The organism is Paenibacillus sp. FSL W8-1187, from assembly GCF_037965485.1.
Lineage (GTDB): Bacteria > Bacillota > Bacilli > Paenibacillales > Paenibacillaceae > Paenibacillus_O > Paenibacillus_O pasadenensis.
The window spans coordinates 987,898-1,006,258 of the sequence record NZ_CP150181.1; the positions used below are offsets into that span (position 1 = coordinate 987,898).

Below are 18,361 nucleotides of genomic sequence, written 5' to 3' on the forward strand. Positions count from 1 at the left end.
AGCAAGGGAACCAGTTCCCTTGTCCGCCTTGCTCGCAGGCGCTTTGCCTTGCATGCGCCTAGGCCGCATGAACGCCAAAAACCAGGAAGAAGCGGAGCCGGCTCCGCTTCTTCCTGGTTTTTCTTGTTGCCCGCCTATTCCTCCTCTTCCGTAATCGTCACCTGCGCCCGGTTGGACACGGCGCGCGTCGTAATCGCGCGGCCCGACGGCGAGCGCACGCCGAACGTGACGACAGCCTGGTTGAAGAGGGTGCCGCTCGCCGCATCTCCGGCGGCGGCGTCGCTCCGCGGAATCGAGAGCACGCGCGATGCGAATTCGACGACGACCCGCTGTCCCGGCGCGATCGTGCCGAGCGGCACGCCGCCGGACAGCGCCCGTCCCGGCTGCGGGACGCCGCCGACGACGAGGCTGCCGGGCACGAAGGCCAGCGACGGCGGCAGCGCGTCCGTCAGGACGGCGTTCGTTGCCGTAAAGGCGCTGTCGTTCGCGACATGGACGGAGAAGCGGAGGACGGCGCCGATGTAGCTGTCGCGAGCGTCCGCCTTTTTGGTCACGTCGAGCACGCGCAGCACCTGCACCGACGCTGAGGCGGAGGTCCCGATGCCGGGCGGCACGCTTTCGGCCCGCACGGTGTTCGTGATGATCGTGCCGTTCGCCGTCTCGACCGGAATCGCATACGGCTGCGAGATCAGCACCCGTCCTCGGTAGAGCATCGTGCCGGGACCGACGGTGATGCCGAGCAGAGGATCCGTCAGGATGCCGTTCAAAGTCGTATTGCCGACATTCTCGCCGAGGATGCGGAACCGGATCGTCTCTCCGGCGATCGCCTGCGGCGTGCTGACGCTCTTTTCCAGCCGGAGCGCCGGGACGGCCAGGACGATGATGAGGATCGGCGCGGTTTGGATCGGCGTCTGATCCGTCTCAAGGGTGGCGACGCTCGGGAATTCCGTCCCGGCCCGCGTCCCGGGCGGAATCGCGACGAGGCGCTCCAGCGTGATGACGCCTCCGGGCAGGAGCCTCGGGAAGACGCTGTTCGTGCCGGTGAGCTCGTTGATGACGACGAGATTCGTCAGCGTCGTCTCCGAGCGGTTCGTGACGACGATCGTCACGGGCACGCTCTGGCCGGGACGCGCGTAGGCGGGCAGCGGAGAAGCGACGATCTCTACGTCCGGAGGCGGGAGGACGACCACGCCGGCGCTGTCCTGCGCGGGCGGCAGCTGGTCCGTCTGCACGGTGACGGTGTTGGTCAGCGTCGTTCCCGGCTCGACGCCGAGCGGCAGCTTCAGCGAGAAGAGCTGGCTCTGGGACTCGCCCGGCAGCAAATACTGGATGACGACCGTCGCCGACAACACCGAGTCGGTCAGCACGAGATTCGTCAGCGTCGTATTGCCCGTGTTGACCAGCGTCACCTCGTAGGTCACCAGGCTGCCGGCCGGGGCGCTCTCGACGCTCGGCGTCTTGACGACCGAGAGAGCCGGCGCCGCCGCGACCGTCACGCTCGCCTCGGCGCTGAAGGTCAGCGCCCCCGGCACGGAGACGGTGGAGACGTTGCTGATGACCGACCCGGCCGGCGCGTCTGCCGGCACGACGGACGGCCTGGAACGTCGCCTGGCCGCCGGGGGCAGGCTCGCGATCGTCTCGGAGAAGCCGAGCAGGTCGTCGGCGACGGTCGCGCCGGCGACGGTCCCCGTCGTCGGATTGGAGACGACGATCGTATAGGCGATCGTCTCGCCGGGCGCCGCGATCGCCCGGTCGGCCGTCTTGGCGATGTTCAGCACCGGAGCGGGCGTAACGATGACCGAGGCGCCGCTCTGCGCCGGAGGCGTCAGGGAGGACGTCGCCGTCGACGTGTTCCCGACGATCGTGCCTCCCGGAGTGCCGGGCGGGATCGTATAGGTGCCGGTCAGCGTCAGGCTCTCGCCGATCGCGAGCGGAGCCGGAGGTGTGGCGATGCCGAGCAGCGGATCGGAGACCGCTACGTCCGGCAGCGGCACGTTGCCGGTGTTGGTCGCGACGATCGTATAGGTGACGACGTCGCCTGGAGCGACGGCCGTTTCGGACGCCGTCTTGCGCAGCGCCAGCCCCGGCACTGCGGCGATGACGACGGCGGCGGAGGCTTCGGCCGAGACGAACGCATTGGAGACGACGGACGTATTGGCGACGACCGTGCCGCCCGGCTCGTAGGGCGCGATGTAGGAGAGCGTGAACAGCAGCGTCTGTCCGATCTCCAGCTCGAGGATGTCGACGGTGAAGCCGAGCTCCTCGTCGGTCAGCACGAGATTGCTCAGCGCGGCATTGCCGGTATTCTCCACCGCGAGCGTATAGTTGATCCGGTCGCCCGGCCTGGCCTCGGCGCGATCGGCGATCTTGCTCAGCGCGATCGCCTCGCGGATGACGAACAGGTCGGCCTCGTCCTCGTCGCTGACGGTCGCCGTGGAGCTTTTTCCTCGGCGATCGCGACGTTGACGACCGTCTCCGGCGCGTCCTCGGGGACGACGTAGAGCACCGTTCCCGTCTGGCTCTCGCCCGGATCCAGATCGGGCAGGTTCTGCGTCAGCCGCGCCTGCGGATCCTCCACCAGCGCTGACGTCAGGACGGTGTTGCCCGTATTCGTGACGACGAGCGTGTAGGCGACCGTCTCTCCCGGCCGCGCGCTTTCCGGCGAGACGGTCTTGACGAGAAGGATGTCGGGCACCTCCGTCACGGTCACGGTGGCGCCTTGCTCGATGAGCGGCGTCTGGTCGGTGACGACGGAGGCGGTATTGGCGATGACGGTGCCGGCGAGCGCGCCCTCCGGAACCGTATACGTTTCCGTGAACGAGACGCGCGCTCCCGGTACGAGGCTGTCGACGACCTGATCGAGGCCGAGGAAAGGATCCCGGACCCGTACGTTCGTCAGCACGGCGGTTCCGGCGTTGATGACCGTAATCGTGTAGACGACCGTCTCTCCCGGCGCCGCCTGCGTCGGAGAAGCCGACTTGTTGAGGATGATGCGGGGTAGGCGCGATCTCGACCGAGGCGGAGGCGCTCGCCTGCACGCCTTCCCGGCTCGTCGCCGTCGCCGTGTTGACGAACAGGCCGGGCCGCGTCCCCTCGGGCAGGACGAAATCGGCTTCCCGCACGGCGGCGGCCCCGACCTGGAGGCTTTCGATCGTGAAGGAGACGCCGATGCCGGGGTCGGAGATGACGAGTCCCTCAGCGGCACGTTGCCGGTGTTGACGACGCGGAACGTGTAGTGGATGCTCTCTCCCGCGACGGCGGTGGCGGGATCGGCTTCCTTGGTGAACGCGAGCGAAGGGACGGCGGCGACGACGACGGAGAAGCTGTCCTCGGCGCTCGTGCCGTCCGATGCCGAGGCGGTCGCCGTGTTGACCAGCTCGAGACCGGCCTCCGTCCCTGCCGGCACGACGAAGCCGTACTGCAGCTGCAAGCTCTCGCCGGCGGGAAGCAGGCTGATCGTCTGGTCGAAGCCGACCAGCGGATCGGCGATGAGGATGTCCGTCAGGTCCGTCGTGCCGGTATTGGTCACGGTGACCGTATAGATGACGGTGTCGCCGGGAGCCGCTTCCGTCCGGTCGCCGGCCTTGACGACGGACAAGCCGGGCTGCTGCGTCTCGACGAGGATGGAGGCGGCGGCTTCGGCCGAGACGCCCGACAGCGGCGCCGATGCCGTCAGCCGATTTTCCAGGATGGACGCCGGGGGCGGCGAGGGGATGACATAGCTCAGCTCGCGGGTGATGGAGGCGCCGGGCGCGAGGCTCTCGATCGTCTCGTTCAGCAGCGCCGCTCCCGGCGGATCGAGCGCGTCCAGCACCTGGATCTGGCTGAGCAGCGTGTTGCCGATATTCGTGACGCGCAGCTGGAAGAACACCGTATCTCCCGGCATCGCGGTCACCGATTCGAGGCCGTTGACCGTTTTTTCCGCCCGGATCGCGGGATTGCGGTTGAACTTCGGCACGACGACGATGCCGATGGACTGGTCGCCGACCGGCACGGACGCGACGATCCGGTTCGACTGGCGGTCGATGACCGAGACGACGTTCGTGCGCGTGCTCACATACAGGTAGCGGGTGCTGGCGTCGATGGCGATGTACTGCGGAAAGGCGTTCGTCGCGATCGTCGAGACGAGCTGGTTGGAGATCGGATTGATGACCGAGACCGAGCCGGACACCTCGTTCGCCACGAACACCTGGACGCCGTCTGTCGCCACGCCGATCGGCGCGATGCCCGTCGGCAGCGTGCCGACGACCGTATTGCTCGTCACGGAGATGATGTCGACGACGCCGAGCGCCCGGGTCGTCACATAGACGTAGGCGCCGCCCGGAGCGACGCGCACGCCGATCGGCGTCACGTCCACCGGGATCGTGGCGACGATCGCGTAGTCCGACGTGCGGAAGACGGACACGGTGTTCGAGATCTGGTTGGCGACGTAGACGAACTGATTGTTCGGCGTGACGTCGACGCCGACCGGATTGATGCCGACGCGAACGGTCGCGATCACCGTGTCGGACGTCAGGTCCAGCACCGAGACGGTGCCGTCGGTCGAGTTGGTCACATAGCCCCGCGTGCCGGTCCGATCGATGACGATGCTGTTCGGCCCGCCTCCGACCGCGATCGTGCCGACGATGGCGTTGGCGGCGGTGTCGATGACGGATACCGTTCCGTTCGCCAGGTTGGCGACATAGACGCGGGTTCCGTCGGGGGTGGCGTCCAGCTGCTGGGGGGTGAAAAAGCCGGGAATCGTCGCGACGACGCTGTTCGTCGTCTGGTCGATGACCGACACGGTGTTGGAGCCGCTGTTGGCGACATAAACGCTCATGCGATGGACAGGCCTCCTTCTTCGCCATAGGCGCGCTAGGCTTACCCTATGACGGGAAGGAATGTCCGTATGCGGGAACTCTCTTGCGGGACGCCGGACGACGGCTCAGCCGAGCGACGGCTCCGCCGTCCGAGGGTCAGCCGCGCCCTTGGCCGTCCGCCGCAGCGCGCGGCCGGCGTCCCGCGCCCTCTGTCCGTCATCGTCCGCTTCGGCGCGGGGCTTTGACGATCAGTCCGATGCTGAAGCCGACGACGGCCAGCACGATCAGCGCCAGCCGCAGCGCTTCCGCGGGCGAGCGGGGAAGATCGTCGGCCTGGATGCTTTTGAGCGAGAAGACGAGCAGGTTGCTGAACAGCAAGCACCAGAGCACGTTCCGGCCCAGCGCTTCGAGCGGCGCGAACGGGCGCGGACAGCGCTCCATCAGCCGGGAGAGCAGATAATAGCCGTACAGCGCCAGCGCCGGCCCGGCGATCCACCCGATGGACGGCGGGAACCGCTCGGGCAGTCCGCCTGCATCGAGGACGAGCCAGACGAACAGGCCGGAGGCCGCGAGCGAGCCCGCCAGCACGCCGGGATGCCAGCCGATGCGCCAGCGGGCGAACAGCATGCCGAGCAAGTAGTACGGGAAATACTGCAGCACCGGGAACGAGGCGAACTGCCGCGTGCCGAGGAGCGGTCCGAGCGGCGGCCACGTCACCGCCTCGTACGGCAGGAACGTCGTCAGCAGCAGCAGGGCGGCGGCCGGGAAGGCGAGCCGCGGCTTTTCCGCCAGCCTTTGCAGAGGGACGAACAGGATCAGGCCGGCCAGCGTCAAGTAGGTGAACGACAGCAGGAACTCCGACCAGCCCGGCATGTCCTGCAGCAGCAGGATCGGCTTCAGCGTCTCCCAATCCGGCGGCCGCCGGTCGATGAATAGGCGGAACGCCAGCCCGGAGATGTAGAAGGCGAGCAGCGTCTTGAGCGCGGCCAGCAGCATCCGCGGAGCGGCTCGCCGCAGCGGCTTGGCGTAATAGGCCAGCCGCGACACGTAGCCGAAGCTGAAGACGAAGCCGGAGAACGTGATCAGGTTGACGGCGTCGATGATCCGGCCGGCCGCGGGAAAGATCGCCGGATCGCTGAAGAACTGCAGGACATGGCCATAGACCATGCCGATGACGAGGAGGCCCTTGAACCGGTCGATCGCCCGCTCGCGGGGCGGCTGCAGGGAGGCGCTCATCCTTTGATGCCCGACAGGCTGACCCCTTTGATGATCTGCTTCTCGAAGACGAGGAACAGCAGGAAGATCGGCAGCGAGGAGATTGTATTGATGACCATCGGCTTGACGTAGTCGACCGTGTACTGGCTCATCAGCGTCGGGATGCCCATCGGCAGCGTGAACAGATTGTCGTCGGTGACGGACATGAACGGCCAGAGGAAGTTGTTCCACGAGCCGATGAACGTCAGGATCGCCATCGAGGCGACGGCCGGCCGGGTGAGCGGCAGCATGATGCTGAAGAAGATCCGCCAGTTGCCGCCGCCGTCGATCTGCACGCTTTCGAGCAGGTCGTTCGGGACGCCGTCGAAGAAGCTCTTGAGCACGATGATGGCGATCGGCGAGGCCAGCGAAGGCAGGATGAGTCCGAGGTAGGTGTTCAGCAGGCCCATGTCCTTGGCCACCTGGTAGAGCGGGATGAGGATCGCCTCGCCGGGAATGAGCAGGCCGGCCAGCACGGCGAAAAAGACGGCCGCCTTCATCCGGAACTTGATCTTGGACAGCGCGAAGCCGGCCATCGCCGCGATCACGATCGTCAGCGCGGTGACGCAGACGGCGATGAAGAAGCTGTTCCATACCCACAGCGGCAGCTTCGTCGCCTGCAGCACCTCGCCGTAGACGGCGAGCGAGTAGGGGGGCTTCACCCAGTCCAGCACGGTGACGATCGGCATGCCCTCCTCCTTGACCGAGACGGTCAGCATCCAGAGGATCGGCAGCAGGAACACGGCCGCGACCAGCAGTGACACGATGCGGTAGATCCATTTCATGCGGCTAGTCCGCCTCCTTCCGTCGATTGAAGCCGTATTGCAGCGCCGACAGCGCGAGCAGGATGAAGAACAGCACGTACGACATCGCCGAAGCGTAGCCGAGGTCGTTCTGGCGGAATCCGGTCTGCCAGATGTACTGGATGACCGGCCTCGTCTTGTCGAGCGGGCCGCCGCCCGTCATGATGTAGATCTGCAGGAACACCTTGAACGAGGCGATGATCTGCAGCATCATGATCATGCGGGTGATCGGGGCGAGCAGCGGCAGCGTGATGCGGCGGAAGATCTGGCCGTTCGTCGCGCCGTCGAGCCGCGCCGCCTCGTACAGCTCCTCCGGCATCTCCTGCAGCGCCGAGAGGTACAGCACGAAGTTGAAGCCAACCGTCCACCAGAGCGTCAGCGCCGTGATCGCGATCCACGACAGCGACACCTCCGACAGCCAGAAGATCTCCTGCTCGGCCGGCAGCAGCCGGACCAGATGCAGGAGCGAGTTCAGCAGGCCCGTATAGGGCTGGAAGATGAACAGGCCGAGGAAGGAGGCGACGGCCACCGACATGACGCTCGGCATGAAAAAGGAAATGCGGTACAGCTTGCGCAGCCGCGAATGGCGGTTCGCGATCAGCGCGAGCCCGAGCGACAGCGCCAGCATGAGCGGCGTCGTGAGCAGCACGAAGATCGTCGAATGCCAGACCGACGCCCAGAACTCCGCATCCTGCATCAGCTTGCTGAAGTTGCCGAGGCCTACATATTCCATCTTGCGGATCAGCGTCCATTTGAAAAAGCTGATCTGCACGCCCTTGAGCATCGGCCATATCGTGAACAGCACATAAACGGCGAAAAAGGGCGCGAGGAACACGAACGCCTGCGCGCCCGCCCAGCGTCTTTTGCGCTTGGCGCCGGCAGGCGCCAGCTCCGCCTTCGCCCCTGGACCGATTGCCACTCTTCATCCCCTCCTTGTGTGCGCGCATCCGGCGGGCGAGCCGGCCGAATGCCTGGACTCGCCCGCCGGATGCGGCCTTGAACGCAGCTTCGCTTGCCGGCTGAGCCCGGACGGACCGGATCGCCCGCCGGCAGGCGGCTATTGCTTCAGCACCTTGTCGATTTCGGCCTGGATCTTCACGGCCGCGTCGTCGGGGCTCATCTTGTTCGCCCATACCTCGTTCAGGAACTTGAACATCGCCAGGTCGCGGATCTGCCAGTTTTTCTCCGACGGCTTGTTGAAGGCGACGGTGCTCGCCACGGAGACGTAGTCGCTCCGGTACGGCAGCGCCTTGAACTCCGCGCTGTCAAAGATGGCCGGCTTCGCCGGGATATGGCCCGCCTTCGCCCATAGGGCGCCTTTTTGCGCCAGGTAGTCGGCGAAGATCGCGGCCGCCTTGCGCTTCTCGGGATCCTCCTTTTTCGTGACCGGGAGGATGACGGTGTGGGAGTCGCCCCAGGTCGCTTCCTTGTCGAAGATTTTCGGAATCGGCATCGCGCCGAATTCCAGGCCCTTGGTCGATTCCCAGACGCCGGTCGTCCAGACGCCCGTCATGATGATCGCCGCCGTGCCGCTCTGGAAGCTCTTCACGAAGTCCGGGTCGTTCAGGCGGATGACCTTGTGCTTGTGGAACAGGTCCTGCACGTACTGCATCGCCTGGACCGCCTTGCCGCTGTCCAGCGCGGCCGACTTCAGGTCGTCGCTGATGACGTCGTTGCCGCCGAGCTGATGGTACAGCGCCCACCAGAGGCGGAACACGTCGTCGTTGGCGCTCGGCAGCGCGAGCGGCATGGCGTTTTTCGGCAGCTTCTCCTTCAGCGCCGTCAGCAGCTGCACGAAGCCGTCGGCCGTATTGTCGAACACCGGCTTGCCGTCCTCGCCGAGCAGCCCGGCCTCCTTCAGCAGCTTCTTGTTGTAGTACATGACGAACGGATGCGTGTCGATCGGCACGGCATAATGCTTGCCGTCCACGACCGTCGCGCCGAGGATGTTCGGGTTGAACGTCGACCAGTCGATGCCGGCCGCCTCGGCCGCGTCGTCCATGCTGGACACGACGCCCTGGTTGATCAGATCGGGCAGCCGGGACGTGTGGGAGATGCCGATGTCGGGACCGTTGCCGTTGCCGACCGCCGTAATCAGCTTCGTGTAATACTCGCCCCACTCGAGCACCGTGTTCTCGACCTTGATGTCGGGATGCTCGCTGTTGAACGCGTCGATCATCGCCTGCATGTTGTCGCCGTCGCCGCCGCTGAACAGCGTCCACGACGACAGCGTCACCTTGCCGCCTTTTCCGTCGCCGCTGCCGCTCTCGTCGCCGCCGGTTCCTTGGCCGCCTTCATTGCCTCCGCTGCAGGCGCTCACCGCCAGCGCGAGCGAGAGCAGCAGAGCGGTCGCCCATCTACGTCTTGAGTTCATGTCGAGCCTCCCTTTTCATCGTTCTTCCTCAAAGGCACAAGGACAACAATTATGTTTTATTACATGAAACATGTACCTTTAAGCCGAATATAAAGCTGAAAACGGTCTTTGTCAACGCTTTCATGCGGAAATACGAAAATAAATAAAATAAAGAGGCTTATGCTACAGATATCTTGTAGCATAAGCCTCTTTATCATTACAGCCGATTCATGGAAGGAGATGAACCGGCGGTTTTGGTGTTTTGGAGCGAACGTATGTGCTATAATATCAAAAAAACATCCAGGAGGTGTGTGGCATGTTGGTGCATAAGGCGTACAAGTACCGGATCTACCCGTCAGAGTCGCAACAACAGCTCATCGGGCAGATGTTCGGCTGTTGCCGGTTTGTCTTCAATTATTTCCTGAGCCTGTGGAACGCACGCTATGAGGAGACCGGCAACGGGCTGTCCTACAACGCTTGTGCCACACAGCTGCCTGCCTTGAAAGGCGAGCACGAGTGGCTCAAGGCGGTCGACAGCATTGCCTTGCAATCCGCCGTTCGACACGTGGCGGACAGCTTTGACCGCTTTTTTAAACGTCAGAATCGACAGCCACGGTTCAAGAGCCGTAAAAATCCGGTGCAGAGCTATACCACTCGGCAGACGAATGGCAACATTGCGGTAAACGGCAATCAGCTCAAACTGCCCAAGCTCGGCTGGATCCGCTTTGCGGCATCAAGGCCGCTGGAAGGCCGAATTCTGTCGGCCACGGTCCGTCGGAATGCGGCAGGCAAATTCTTTGTCGCCATCGTCTGCGAGCTCGACGTCCAGCCCTTGCCGCAGGAGAATAAGACCGTCGGCATCGACCTGGGACTAAAGGAATTTGCCGTCTGTTCGGACGGACTCAGTGTCGAGAATCCCAGGACGTTCCGCCGCTACGAGCGCAAGCTGGCGGCTTGGCAACGCCGACTGGCTCGCCGCACAAAGGGCGGAGCCAACTGGCAGAAAGCCAAGCGCCAGGTCGCCCTCATCCACGAGAAGATCGCCAACGTTCGCCATGACTTCCTGCACAAGCTGACGACGAAGCTGGTTCGTGAAAACCAAACGATCCACATCGAAGGCTTGCGGGTGGCGAACATGCTGCAGAGCCCTCGTCTGGCCAAGTCGATCGCCGATGCGTCCTGGAGCGAATTCAGGCGACAGATAACCTACAAGTCGGAGTGGTATGGTCGCCAGCTGAAGGTGGCCGACTCCTTTGCGCCGACGAGTCAGACGTGCCACGTGTGCGGCCACGTTCACCCGGAGGTCAAGAACCTGTCCGTTCGGAAGTGGACCTGTCCCGTCTGCCAGACGCTGCATGATCGGGACGAGAACGCCGCACACAACATCGAACAGATGGCTGTCTAACGGCCTTGCCCTATGAACTGCGGGAACCGCAGGGATCGCTTGGTGAACTCTGCTTCGATAGAAGCAACTACCCAAGAATCCCCCGCCTCTTTAGGTGGAGGAGTGTTCAATCTGGATCGGCAAGAACGTAATGCACTTTCATGACGATATCCTGCGGATAGTCGCCGAATTGCCGCCCGAACAGGTTGATGCCGCCCTTGTGCAGCGCGTCGGACTTGATGCCGATCCGCAGCTTCAGATGGTGGCGGCCCTCCAGCGCCAGATCGGCGAGCGAGACGTCGGACACCTTGTCCATGTCGATCGTCGTCCGTTCCTTGTCGACGCGCCAGGTTTTGAGCAGGCCGTACTGCGTCGCCCAGTCGATCCACCAGTCGGGGTTCAGCTTGCCGCGCCGGTCGCCGAAATCTCCGGGACTCGTCCACGTGCCGATCTCGACGTCGTTGATCCAGAGCGTGATGTCCGAGGGCCAGTCGTTGTCGAAGTTCGGCGCCTCCGAGCACAGCTCCATGGAGAACTCGATCGCTTCGGGGCGGGCGTTTTTCGGCAGCTCGAGCGGCAGCAGGTAGTCCAGGTAGCCTTTGCGGAACCAGATGAGCTGCGCGCCGACATGGTTCGGGTGATAAAAGCTGGCCGGCTCGTCCTCGCGGATGAGCATGCCCTCGGCGCTGGCCTGGCCGCAGGTCGGATGCACCTCGCAGTTGCTGTACTGGCCGATCGGCAGCTCGACCTCGTAGACGGACACGTCGTCCTTGGACCAGTGGACCGATGTATTGAGCGTGATCAGGATGTCGTCGTAGCTGCGGCTGCATACCTTCATCGCGCCTCGCGTCGCCGGCAGCAGCTCGGTGTGGATGAGCTTGGCGGCTTCCAGCAGCTTCACATGGTTGGCCACGGTCGATACGGGCAGCTGCAGCGCTTCCGCGATCTCGATGACGTTCAGGCTCTTCGCGTTCAGCAGCCGGAGGATGTCGACCCTGGCCCGGGTCGACAACGCATGCGCGATCTGCACCAGCCGATCGGGCTCATTGATGGTGATGTCCAGCATAGGGGCTCGGCTCCTCCGCTTCCGTCTTCATTCGGGATGATTCTTCCAAGCCCATTCATTTTACTATTCCGGCGTGAATCAAATCAAGATTCTTGGAATGAAAGCTCGAAGGGCATGAAATCATTCGAACAGCAGTCGAAGCGCGTCCTCGCCGAGACCTAGCGCCTGCAGCTCGTCGGCGAGCAGCGCCGCGAGGGCGGGGGAAAGTCCGTGATGCTGGAGCAGGCGGATCGCCGCCAGCCTGGCATGACGCGGCGCTTGGCGCAGCCACGGCTCCAGCTCGCTTTCATCCGGGGATGTGTCGCGGCCGAGCGGAGGGAGCGTCCCGTTCCAGCCCGGCTCGGCAGGCTCGATGACGCCCAGGCTGTCGGCGGTCGGGATGGAGCGCCGCTCCGCCCGCTCCAGACGGACGGCCTGCAGGTTCGTCCAGCCGTCAGCCATCGCGCTGAGGCCGGCCTCTGCCAGGAATTGCTTGCGGAGCGCGCCGAGCCGGCTTTCCTCCTCGTCGCTCCTTCGCCATTGCGATTCGGCCTGCTCTCGGGCGGACTTCTCCTGGAAGCTTCTCCATTGCCGCTCATCGGCAAAAACGTTGTAGAACAGCGCCCAATCCTGCTCCCCGTAGGAGAGGAACTCTCTTAGATTGCGCGCGATGACGGTGCTCGGATCGTCGAATTCCATGGGCGACACGCAGATGACCGGCGCTTGCCCCAGATCGGCCGAGCGGCCGAAGTCCGTCAGCAGCGCGAAGTGAATGCCGTCCATGCCCGTCGAGCCGAATACGACCGCATCGCAGGGCGTATTCGCATATCTGAAGCCGCCGGTCTGCAAGTAAAATCCGAAAAGGCCGTAAAAGGTCTCGGAGTCGCCGAGCGATTCGTTCCACCGCTGCAGCAGGCGCAGCGTCGGAGGCAGCGCGAGCGAGCCGAAGTTGATCGTAAGAGGCCGATAAAGCTCGGCTTCTTCCGGGCGGCCCGCAGCTGGCTCGGCGCGTGGAGGCGAGCCTGCTCCGTCATGGAGGACAACGTTTGCGGACCGGAGTTTTGAGCTTATCCGGCGAGCCTTTGCTTTCATCGGCCTGGTTCCTCCTTGCGGTCATTTGTTTTTGGTTGATCGCCCGCCGTCGCCCTCAATAAATGCCGTCCTCCGCCCACTCCTGCGGAAGAGGGATGTCCGGCAGGCTCGGCAGGCGGAGCGCCCGCACCGCCTCCTGCAGATAGGACGGCCGGAACGCCGGCGGAGACGCCGCCTCCTGCATGGCTCTGCGCAGCGCCTCGCCGCGATCCGGCGTGTCTGCGCCGGCCGCGCGGGCCGCCGGCTCGAGCCGGTCGAGCGTCGCGAGGTCGCGGCTCGACACGCTGGCATCCCAGCGGATGGAGCCGAGGACGGAGGCGACGACCTCGAGCGGAAAGCCGCTTTCCTCCCCGATCAGCACGGCGGCGGCTCCGGGATCGCGGCGCATGAGCGCATGGGCCCGCAGATGCGCCTTGAGATAGGCGACCGCAGCGGACTGCTGGGCCTCGGCCCAGCCGGCATCCGCCATGATGCCGGTCAGGTAGTCGCCGCCGCCGCTCTCTCCCTCCAAGGCGACGCCCGCTCCGATCCTCCGCACCCACGTCAGATACGGCTCCCAAAGCATCGCCGCCTCGGTCCGTCCGTCCAGCAGTCCGCCGAGGCAATCGGCCATCCGTCCGTGATGCAGCACCGGCGTGCCGTCGAGGCGGCCGCGCCGCAGCACTTCCTGCAGCCGGCGAGAGGCGCTGGAGCGCCCGACCGTCGAGATGAGCGAGGAGCCGAGCTGCTCCTCCCGGCGCATGCCGCTGCCGGCGCGGACGACGAGCGAGATGCCGGAGCCGCCCTCGCTCTTGCCGTCGAAGGCGAGCATCTGCGGCCGGAAGCGCGGCAGTAGCCGCCCGAGCTCGCGGCTCGCGGCGATCGGGTAGTCGCCGACCGAGGCGATCTGCACGCGTCCGGCGATCAGCTCCTCCACCAGCTCCATGCCGCTGTCGGCATGCCGCCAGGAGACGCGCCACCGCGCATGCGGCTCGAGCAGAGCCAGCTCCTCCTCGAACCAGCCGAGGCGCTTGACGACGAGCGCGCTCCAGAGCAGGGCGGCGCCGCTCTGATAGCCGACCGTGATGAAGCGCTCTGTCCGCGCGGCAGCCGCGAACCCGGCAAAGCTGGGAAAAGCGCCGGCTGCCGGGGGCAGCTCCGCTCGGAGCGGACTTGAGGCCCCGTCGGCGTCCGGCGACGGCTCCGTCCCGGCAAACCGGCCGGCGTCCGTCCCGGCGAGCCCGCCGCGTGCGCGCACCCACTGCTCCAGCTGCGAGCGGTCGACCCACACCTCCTTGCCGAGCTTGACGACAGGCAGCTGCCGCTCCTTGCGCCAGCGGTCGATCGTAGCCCGGCTGACGCCGAGCAGCTGCATCGCTTCCTGAAGCGGAATCAGATTGAACGCTTGCATGGGCAGGTCTCCTCCTCGGGTAGCCGATCGGCAGATAGTCGAGCGATTCATTTATCCAAGTTAACAGGTGGGAATTATATAAGATTCACTTTAGCGGACGGAGGTGCAAAGATCAATCCCCGCCGTGCCGCCGCATTCTCGATGTTCCTCATTTCTCCTCATTCGTCCTCGCAGCTCCTCCTTTTTCCTCCTTTTGTTGACATCTTCTTATGGCGGTGATAATTTTCGATTATTCAAAGTTGATTAGTTGGAATTGACATCGGATGGAGTGGATGAAGATGAGAGAACGATCATGGCGCAAAACCGTCGGCCTGCTGCTGAGCGGGGCGCTTCTGCTGGCTGCCGCAGCATGCGGCAGCGCCGGCGATGAGCCGGCGAACGGAGGCAGCTCCGACCCGGCCTCAAAAGGCGGCGTCATCCATATCGGCTACCAGAAGTACGGCAGCGTCAACCTGCTCAAGGGCAAGGGCGGGCTCGACGAGAAGCTGGCGGAGATCGGCTACAAGGCCGAATGGACGCTGTTCCCCGGCGGCCCGCAGCTGCTCGAGGCGATGAACGTCGGCAGCGTGGACATCGGCCACACCGGCGAGGCGCCGCCGATCTTCGCGCAGGCGGCCGGCACGCCGCTCGTCTACCTGGCCCGCTCGCCCGCAAGTCCCAAGGCGGAGGCGATCCTCGTGTCGGAGAACTCTCCGATTCAGTCCGTCGCCGACCTGAAGGGCAAGAAGGTCGCGCTCAACAAAGGCTCGAACGTGCATTACCTGCTCGTGAAGGCGCTGGAGCAGGCCGGCGTCCCGTACGGCGACATCGAGACGGTGTTCCTGCCGCCGGCAGACGCGAGGGCCGCGTTCGAGAGCGGCAGCGTCGACGCCTGGGTCATCTGGGAGCCATTCTACTCGGCGGCGCAGCTCGCGACCAAGGCGAGGGTGCTCGCCGACGGAGAGGGCCTCGTCAAGAACTATGAGTTCGTGCTCGCCTCGCGCTCGTTCGCGGATAAGCATGCCGAGGCGGTGGAGGTCGTGCTGGACGCCTTGAAGGAAGCCGACGTGTGGGCGGAGGAGGATCCGAAGCGGGCGGCGGAGCTGCTGTCGCCGGAGCTCGGCATCGACGTGCCGTCCCTGGAGCAGGCGATGGGCCATCGCGCCTTCGGCATCGAGGAGATCGACGACGGGACGCTTGCCGAGCAGCAGCGCATCGCCGACGCGTTCCTGGAGCTGAAGCTCATTCCCGAGAAGCTCGACGTGAAGGAAGCCGCCTGGAAGAAGCCTTGAGGAGGAGAAAACAATGGATTTGTTCTGGTTCATCCCGCTGCATGGAGACGGCCGCTATCTCGGCACGAGCGACGGCGCCCGCGTCGTCGACTACGACTATATGAAGCAGATCGCCGTGGCGGCCGACCGGCTCGGCTACGGCGGCGTGCTGCTGCCGACGGGCCGCTCCTGCGAGGACGCCTGGGTCGCCGCCTCGGCGCTCATCCCGGCGACGCAGCGGCTCAAGTATCTGGTGGCGATCCGCCCTGGCATGATGGCGCCGGCGACGGCGGCGCGCATGGCGTCCACGTTCGACCGGCTGTCCGGCGGGCGGCTGCTCGTGAACATCGTGACGGGCGGCGATCCGGAGGAGCTGGCCGGAGACGGCCTGTTCCTGCCGCATGGCGAGCGCTATGAGCTGACCGATGAGTTCCTGAGCATCTATCGGCAGTTCCTGTCCGGCGAAAAGGTGCATTTCCAAGGCAAGCATCTGCGAAGCGACGGCGGGCAGCTGCTCTATCCGCCGCTGCAGCAGCCGTATCCGCCGCTTTACTTCGGCGGCTCGTCGCCGGCGGGCCAGGAGGTCGCCGCCGACCATGCCGACGTCTACCTGACCTGGGGCGAGCCTCCGGCCGACGTCGCCGCCAAGCTCGACCAGGCGCGCGTGGCGGCCGCCGCCCGCGGGCGCAAGCTGCGCTTCGGCATCCGGCTGCATGTCATCGTGCGCGAGACGAACGAGCAGGCGTGGCAGGCGGCCGACGAGCTCATCCGCCATGTGGACGACCGCACGATCGCCGAGGCGCAAAAGGTGTTCGCCCGCTACGACTCGGTCGGCCAGCAGCGGATGGCCCGGCTGCATGGCGGAGACCGCTCCAAGCTGGAGATCTCGCCGAACCTGTGGGCCGGCGTCGGCCTCGTGCGCGGCGGAGCCGGCACGGCGCTCGTCGGCGATCCGCAGACGGTCGCCGAGCGCATCCGCGAATACGAGTCGCTCGGCATCGACACGTTCATCCTGTCCGGCTATCCGCATCTGGAGGAAGCCTACCGCACCGCCGAGCTGCTGTTCCCGCTGCTCGACCTGAAGCCGCAGGCCGAGCCGATCCGCACGCGCCTGCGGGCGTCCGGCGAGATCGTCGCCAACGACCTGCTGCCGGACGCGGTCGCCTCCGGCGGACGCTAGGCCCGTCATTCGAGGGCAGAAGGAGGAGGTACCCATCGAAAGGTCCGCATCCAAACGTTCCTGGACGGACAGCCGCCTGACCCCGTTCCTGGTGCCGGCGGCCATCCTGGTCGCCTGGCAGCTGCTCGGGCATTACGGCGCCGTGTCCTCGCGCACGCTTCCTACGCCGCTCAAGGTGGCGGAAGCGGGCATCCAGCTCGCCCGCACCGGCGAGCTGCTGCGCTACATCTGGAGCAGCACCCAGCGGGCGCTGCTCGGCTTCCTCATCGGCGGCGGCATCGGCTTCGCGCTGGGACTGCTGAACGGCCTGTCCCACAGCGCCAACCGGCTGCTCGACAGCACGATCCAGATGGTGCGCAACGTGCCCCATCTGGCGCTGATCCCGCTCGTCATCCTCTGGTTCGGCATCGGCGAGACGGCCAAGGTGTTTCTCGTCGTGCTGGGCGTGTTCTTCCCGATCTACCTCAACACGCTGCACGGCATCCGCTCGATCGATCCCGGCCTGCTGGAGATGGCGCGCGTGTACAAGATCCGCGGCGCGGCGCTGTACCGGCATGTCATCCTGCCGGGAGCTCTCGCCTCGATCCTCGTCGGCGTGCGCTACGCGCTCGGCCTCATGTGGCTGACGCTGATCGTCTCCGAGACGATCAGCGCCAACAGCGGCATCGGCTACATGGCGATGAACGCCCGCGAGTTCATGCGGCTCGACATCGTCGTGCTGGCGATCCTGCTTTATGCGGCGCTCGGCAAGCTGTCCGACCTCGCGGCCAAGGCGCTGGAGGAGCGGCTGCTGCAATGGAATCCCAACTATGCGGTCGACAGGAAAGGAGGCGGGCGGCGTGGGCGCAGAGCAGAGGCGGGCGGCATCCGGAGCGAGGCTGCAGATCCGGCAGGCGGCAAAGCGGTTCGGGGATAAGCAGGTGCTGCATGAAGTGGAGCTCGACGTGCCGGCGGGCCAGTTCGTCGCCATCGTCGGACGCAGCGGCTGCGGCAAGAGCACGCTGCTGCGGCTGATCGCGGGGCTGGACGCCCCGAGCTCGGGCAGCGTCAGCCTCGACGGCGAGCCGGTAGCGGGCATCGGCGACCGGACGCGGATGCTGTTCCAAGACGCGCGGCTGCTGCCGTGGAAAAGCGCCCTCGACAACGTGCGCGTCGCCAGCGGCGGGACCGACCGCGCCCAGGCGCAGCGCGCGCTGGAGCAGGTCGGCCTCGGCGACCGGGCGGACGAGTGGCCGGGCGTGCTGTCCGGCGGACAGCGGCAGCGGGTCGCGCTTGCCCGCGCGCTCGGCGGGCAGCCCGGCCTGCTGCTGCTCGACGAGCCGCTCGGCGCGCTGGACGCGCTGACGCGCATCGAGATGCAGCAGCTGATCGAGCGGCTGTGGCGCGAGCAGGGCTTCACCGCCGTGCTCGTCACGCATGACGTGAGCGAGGCGGTGGCGCTGGCCGACCGGGTCATCCTGATCGAGGAGGGGCGCATCGGGCTCGACCTCGACATCCGGCTCGACCGCCCGCGTCTGCATGACAGCTCGTTCGCGCATTACGAGCGGACGATCCTGGGCCGCATCCTCGAACGGGATGCGGAGGCCGAGCGGCGGCGCGAGCAGGTGTATACGATATGACCAGACAGCAAGCGGCCCGCCGGATCGGCGGGCCGCTTGCTGTCTTTGCGCTCAGGTCATGAAATGGTTGGAGGAAGCGGCGCCGCTTGCCAGCAAGCCGATGCCGCCGCCGCTAGCGAAGCTCGTGCCGGCGACGCTGATGTCGGGAGCAGGGCCGCTCGAGGCGTAAACCTTGAGCCGGCTGCCTTGCCT

General features: G+C 65.7%; 14 protein-coding genes. 5 read left to right on the forward strand and 9 right to left on the reverse strand.

Annotated elements, in window-relative coordinates; genetic code table 11:
- Positions 1-134: 134 nt before the first annotated feature.
- From NYE40_RS04365 to NYE40_RS04390, 6 genes are all read right to left on the reverse strand, one after another.
- The gene (locus NYE40_RS04365; RefSeq protein WP_339280015.1) at positions 135-2,402 is read right to left on the reverse strand and encodes a hypothetical protein; all 2,268 of its coding nucleotides are present in this window, start codon (positions 2,400-2,402) and stop codon (positions 135-137) included.
- Positions 2,372-4,819 (reverse strand): cytochrome D1 domain-containing protein, encoded by a 2,448-nt coding sequence (locus NYE40_RS04370; protein ID WP_339279346.1) that lies wholly within the window; start codon positions 4,817-4,819, stop codon positions 2,372-2,374. Before NYE40_RS04370 ends, NYE40_RS04365 begins: the two co-directional genes overlap by 31 nt.
- A 196-nt stretch (positions 4,820-5,015) precedes the next feature.
- On the reverse strand, positions 5,016-6,035 hold the full coding sequence (locus NYE40_RS04375) for an acyltransferase family protein (protein WP_153782822.1): 1,020 nt from the start codon (positions 6,033-6,035) through the stop codon (positions 5,016-5,018).
- Positions 6,032-6,838: a carbohydrate ABC transporter permease gene (locus NYE40_RS04380; RefSeq protein WP_028600251.1), complete on the reverse strand. Its 807-nt coding sequence runs from the start codon at positions 6,836-6,838 to the stop codon at positions 6,032-6,034. The genes NYE40_RS04375 and NYE40_RS04380 overlap by 4 nt, the downstream gene beginning before the upstream one ends.
- 4 nt (positions 6,839-6,842) lie before the next feature.
- Complete coding sequence (locus tag NYE40_RS04385) at positions 6,843-7,775, reverse strand: sugar ABC transporter permease (RefSeq protein WP_228551261.1); 933 nt, start codon at positions 7,773-7,775, stop codon at positions 6,843-6,845.
- Positions 7,776-7,913: 138 nt separating this feature from the next.
- Positions 7,914-9,230 (reverse strand): ABC transporter substrate-binding protein, encoded by a 1,317-nt coding sequence (locus tag NYE40_RS04390; protein WP_339279349.1) that lies wholly within the window; start codon positions 9,228-9,230, stop codon positions 7,914-7,916.
- A gap of 295 nt (positions 9,231-9,525) precedes the next feature.
- Here NYE40_RS04390 and tnpB point away from each other — a divergent pair, with 295 nt between their 5' ends.
- Positions 9,526-10,614, forward strand: coding sequence for an IS200/IS605 family element RNA-guided endonuclease TnpB (gene tnpB / locus NYE40_RS04395; RefSeq protein WP_339279351.1), 1,089 nt, complete (start codon positions 9,526-9,528; stop codon positions 10,612-10,614).
- Positions 10,615-10,720: 106 nt separating this feature from the next.
- Here the strand turns inward: tnpB and NYE40_RS04400 are convergent, their stop codons facing one another.
- From NYE40_RS04400 to NYE40_RS04410, 3 genes are all read right to left on the reverse strand, one after another.
- A complete protein-coding gene (locus tag NYE40_RS04400) occupies positions 10,721-11,659 on the reverse strand; it encodes an ArsR family transcriptional regulator (protein WP_339279353.1) in 939 nt (312 codons plus the stop codon).
- Positions 11,660-11,779: 120 nt separating this feature from the next.
- Positions 11,780-12,730 carry a hypothetical protein gene (locus tag NYE40_RS04405; protein ID WP_339279355.1) on the reverse strand — a complete coding sequence of 317 codons (951 nt, stop codon included), beginning with the start codon at positions 12,728-12,730 and terminating at the stop codon, positions 11,780-11,782.
- Positions 12,731-12,785: 55 nt separating this feature from the next.
- On the reverse strand, positions 12,786-14,120 hold the full coding sequence (locus NYE40_RS04410; RefSeq protein WP_339279356.1) for a helix-turn-helix domain-containing protein: 1,335 nt from the start codon (positions 14,118-14,120) through the stop codon (positions 12,786-12,788).
- Positions 14,121-14,398: 278 nt separating this feature from the next.
- On the opposite strand from NYE40_RS04410, the gene NYE40_RS04415 reads away from it, so the two are divergent.
- The 4 genes from NYE40_RS04415 to NYE40_RS04430 all read left to right on the forward strand — a co-directional run bounded on the left by NYE40_RS04415 (position 14,399) and on the right by NYE40_RS04430 (position 18,169).
- Positions 14,399-15,391 (forward strand): sulfonate ABC transporter substrate-binding protein, encoded by a 993-nt coding sequence (locus NYE40_RS04415; RefSeq protein ID WP_339279357.1) that lies wholly within the window; start codon positions 14,399-14,401, stop codon positions 15,389-15,391.
- Positions 15,392-15,404: 13 nt separating this feature from the next.
- Positions 15,405-16,550, forward strand: a complete 1,146-nt coding sequence (gene ssuD, locus NYE40_RS04420) for an FMNH2-dependent alkanesulfonate monooxygenase (RefSeq protein WP_339279358.1) — start codon at positions 15,405-15,407, stop codon at positions 16,548-16,550.
- Positions 16,551-16,641: 91 nt separating this feature from the next.
- A complete protein-coding gene (locus NYE40_RS04425; protein WP_339279359.1) occupies positions 16,642-17,466 on the forward strand; it encodes an ABC transporter permease subunit in 825 nt (274 codons plus the stop codon).
- Complete coding sequence (locus NYE40_RS04430; RefSeq protein WP_339279361.1) at positions 17,390-18,169, forward strand: ATP-binding cassette domain-containing protein; 780 nt, start codon at positions 17,390-17,392, stop codon at positions 18,167-18,169. Before NYE40_RS04425 ends, NYE40_RS04430 begins: the two co-directional genes overlap by 77 nt.
- Positions 18,170-18,361: the final 192 nt, after the last annotated feature.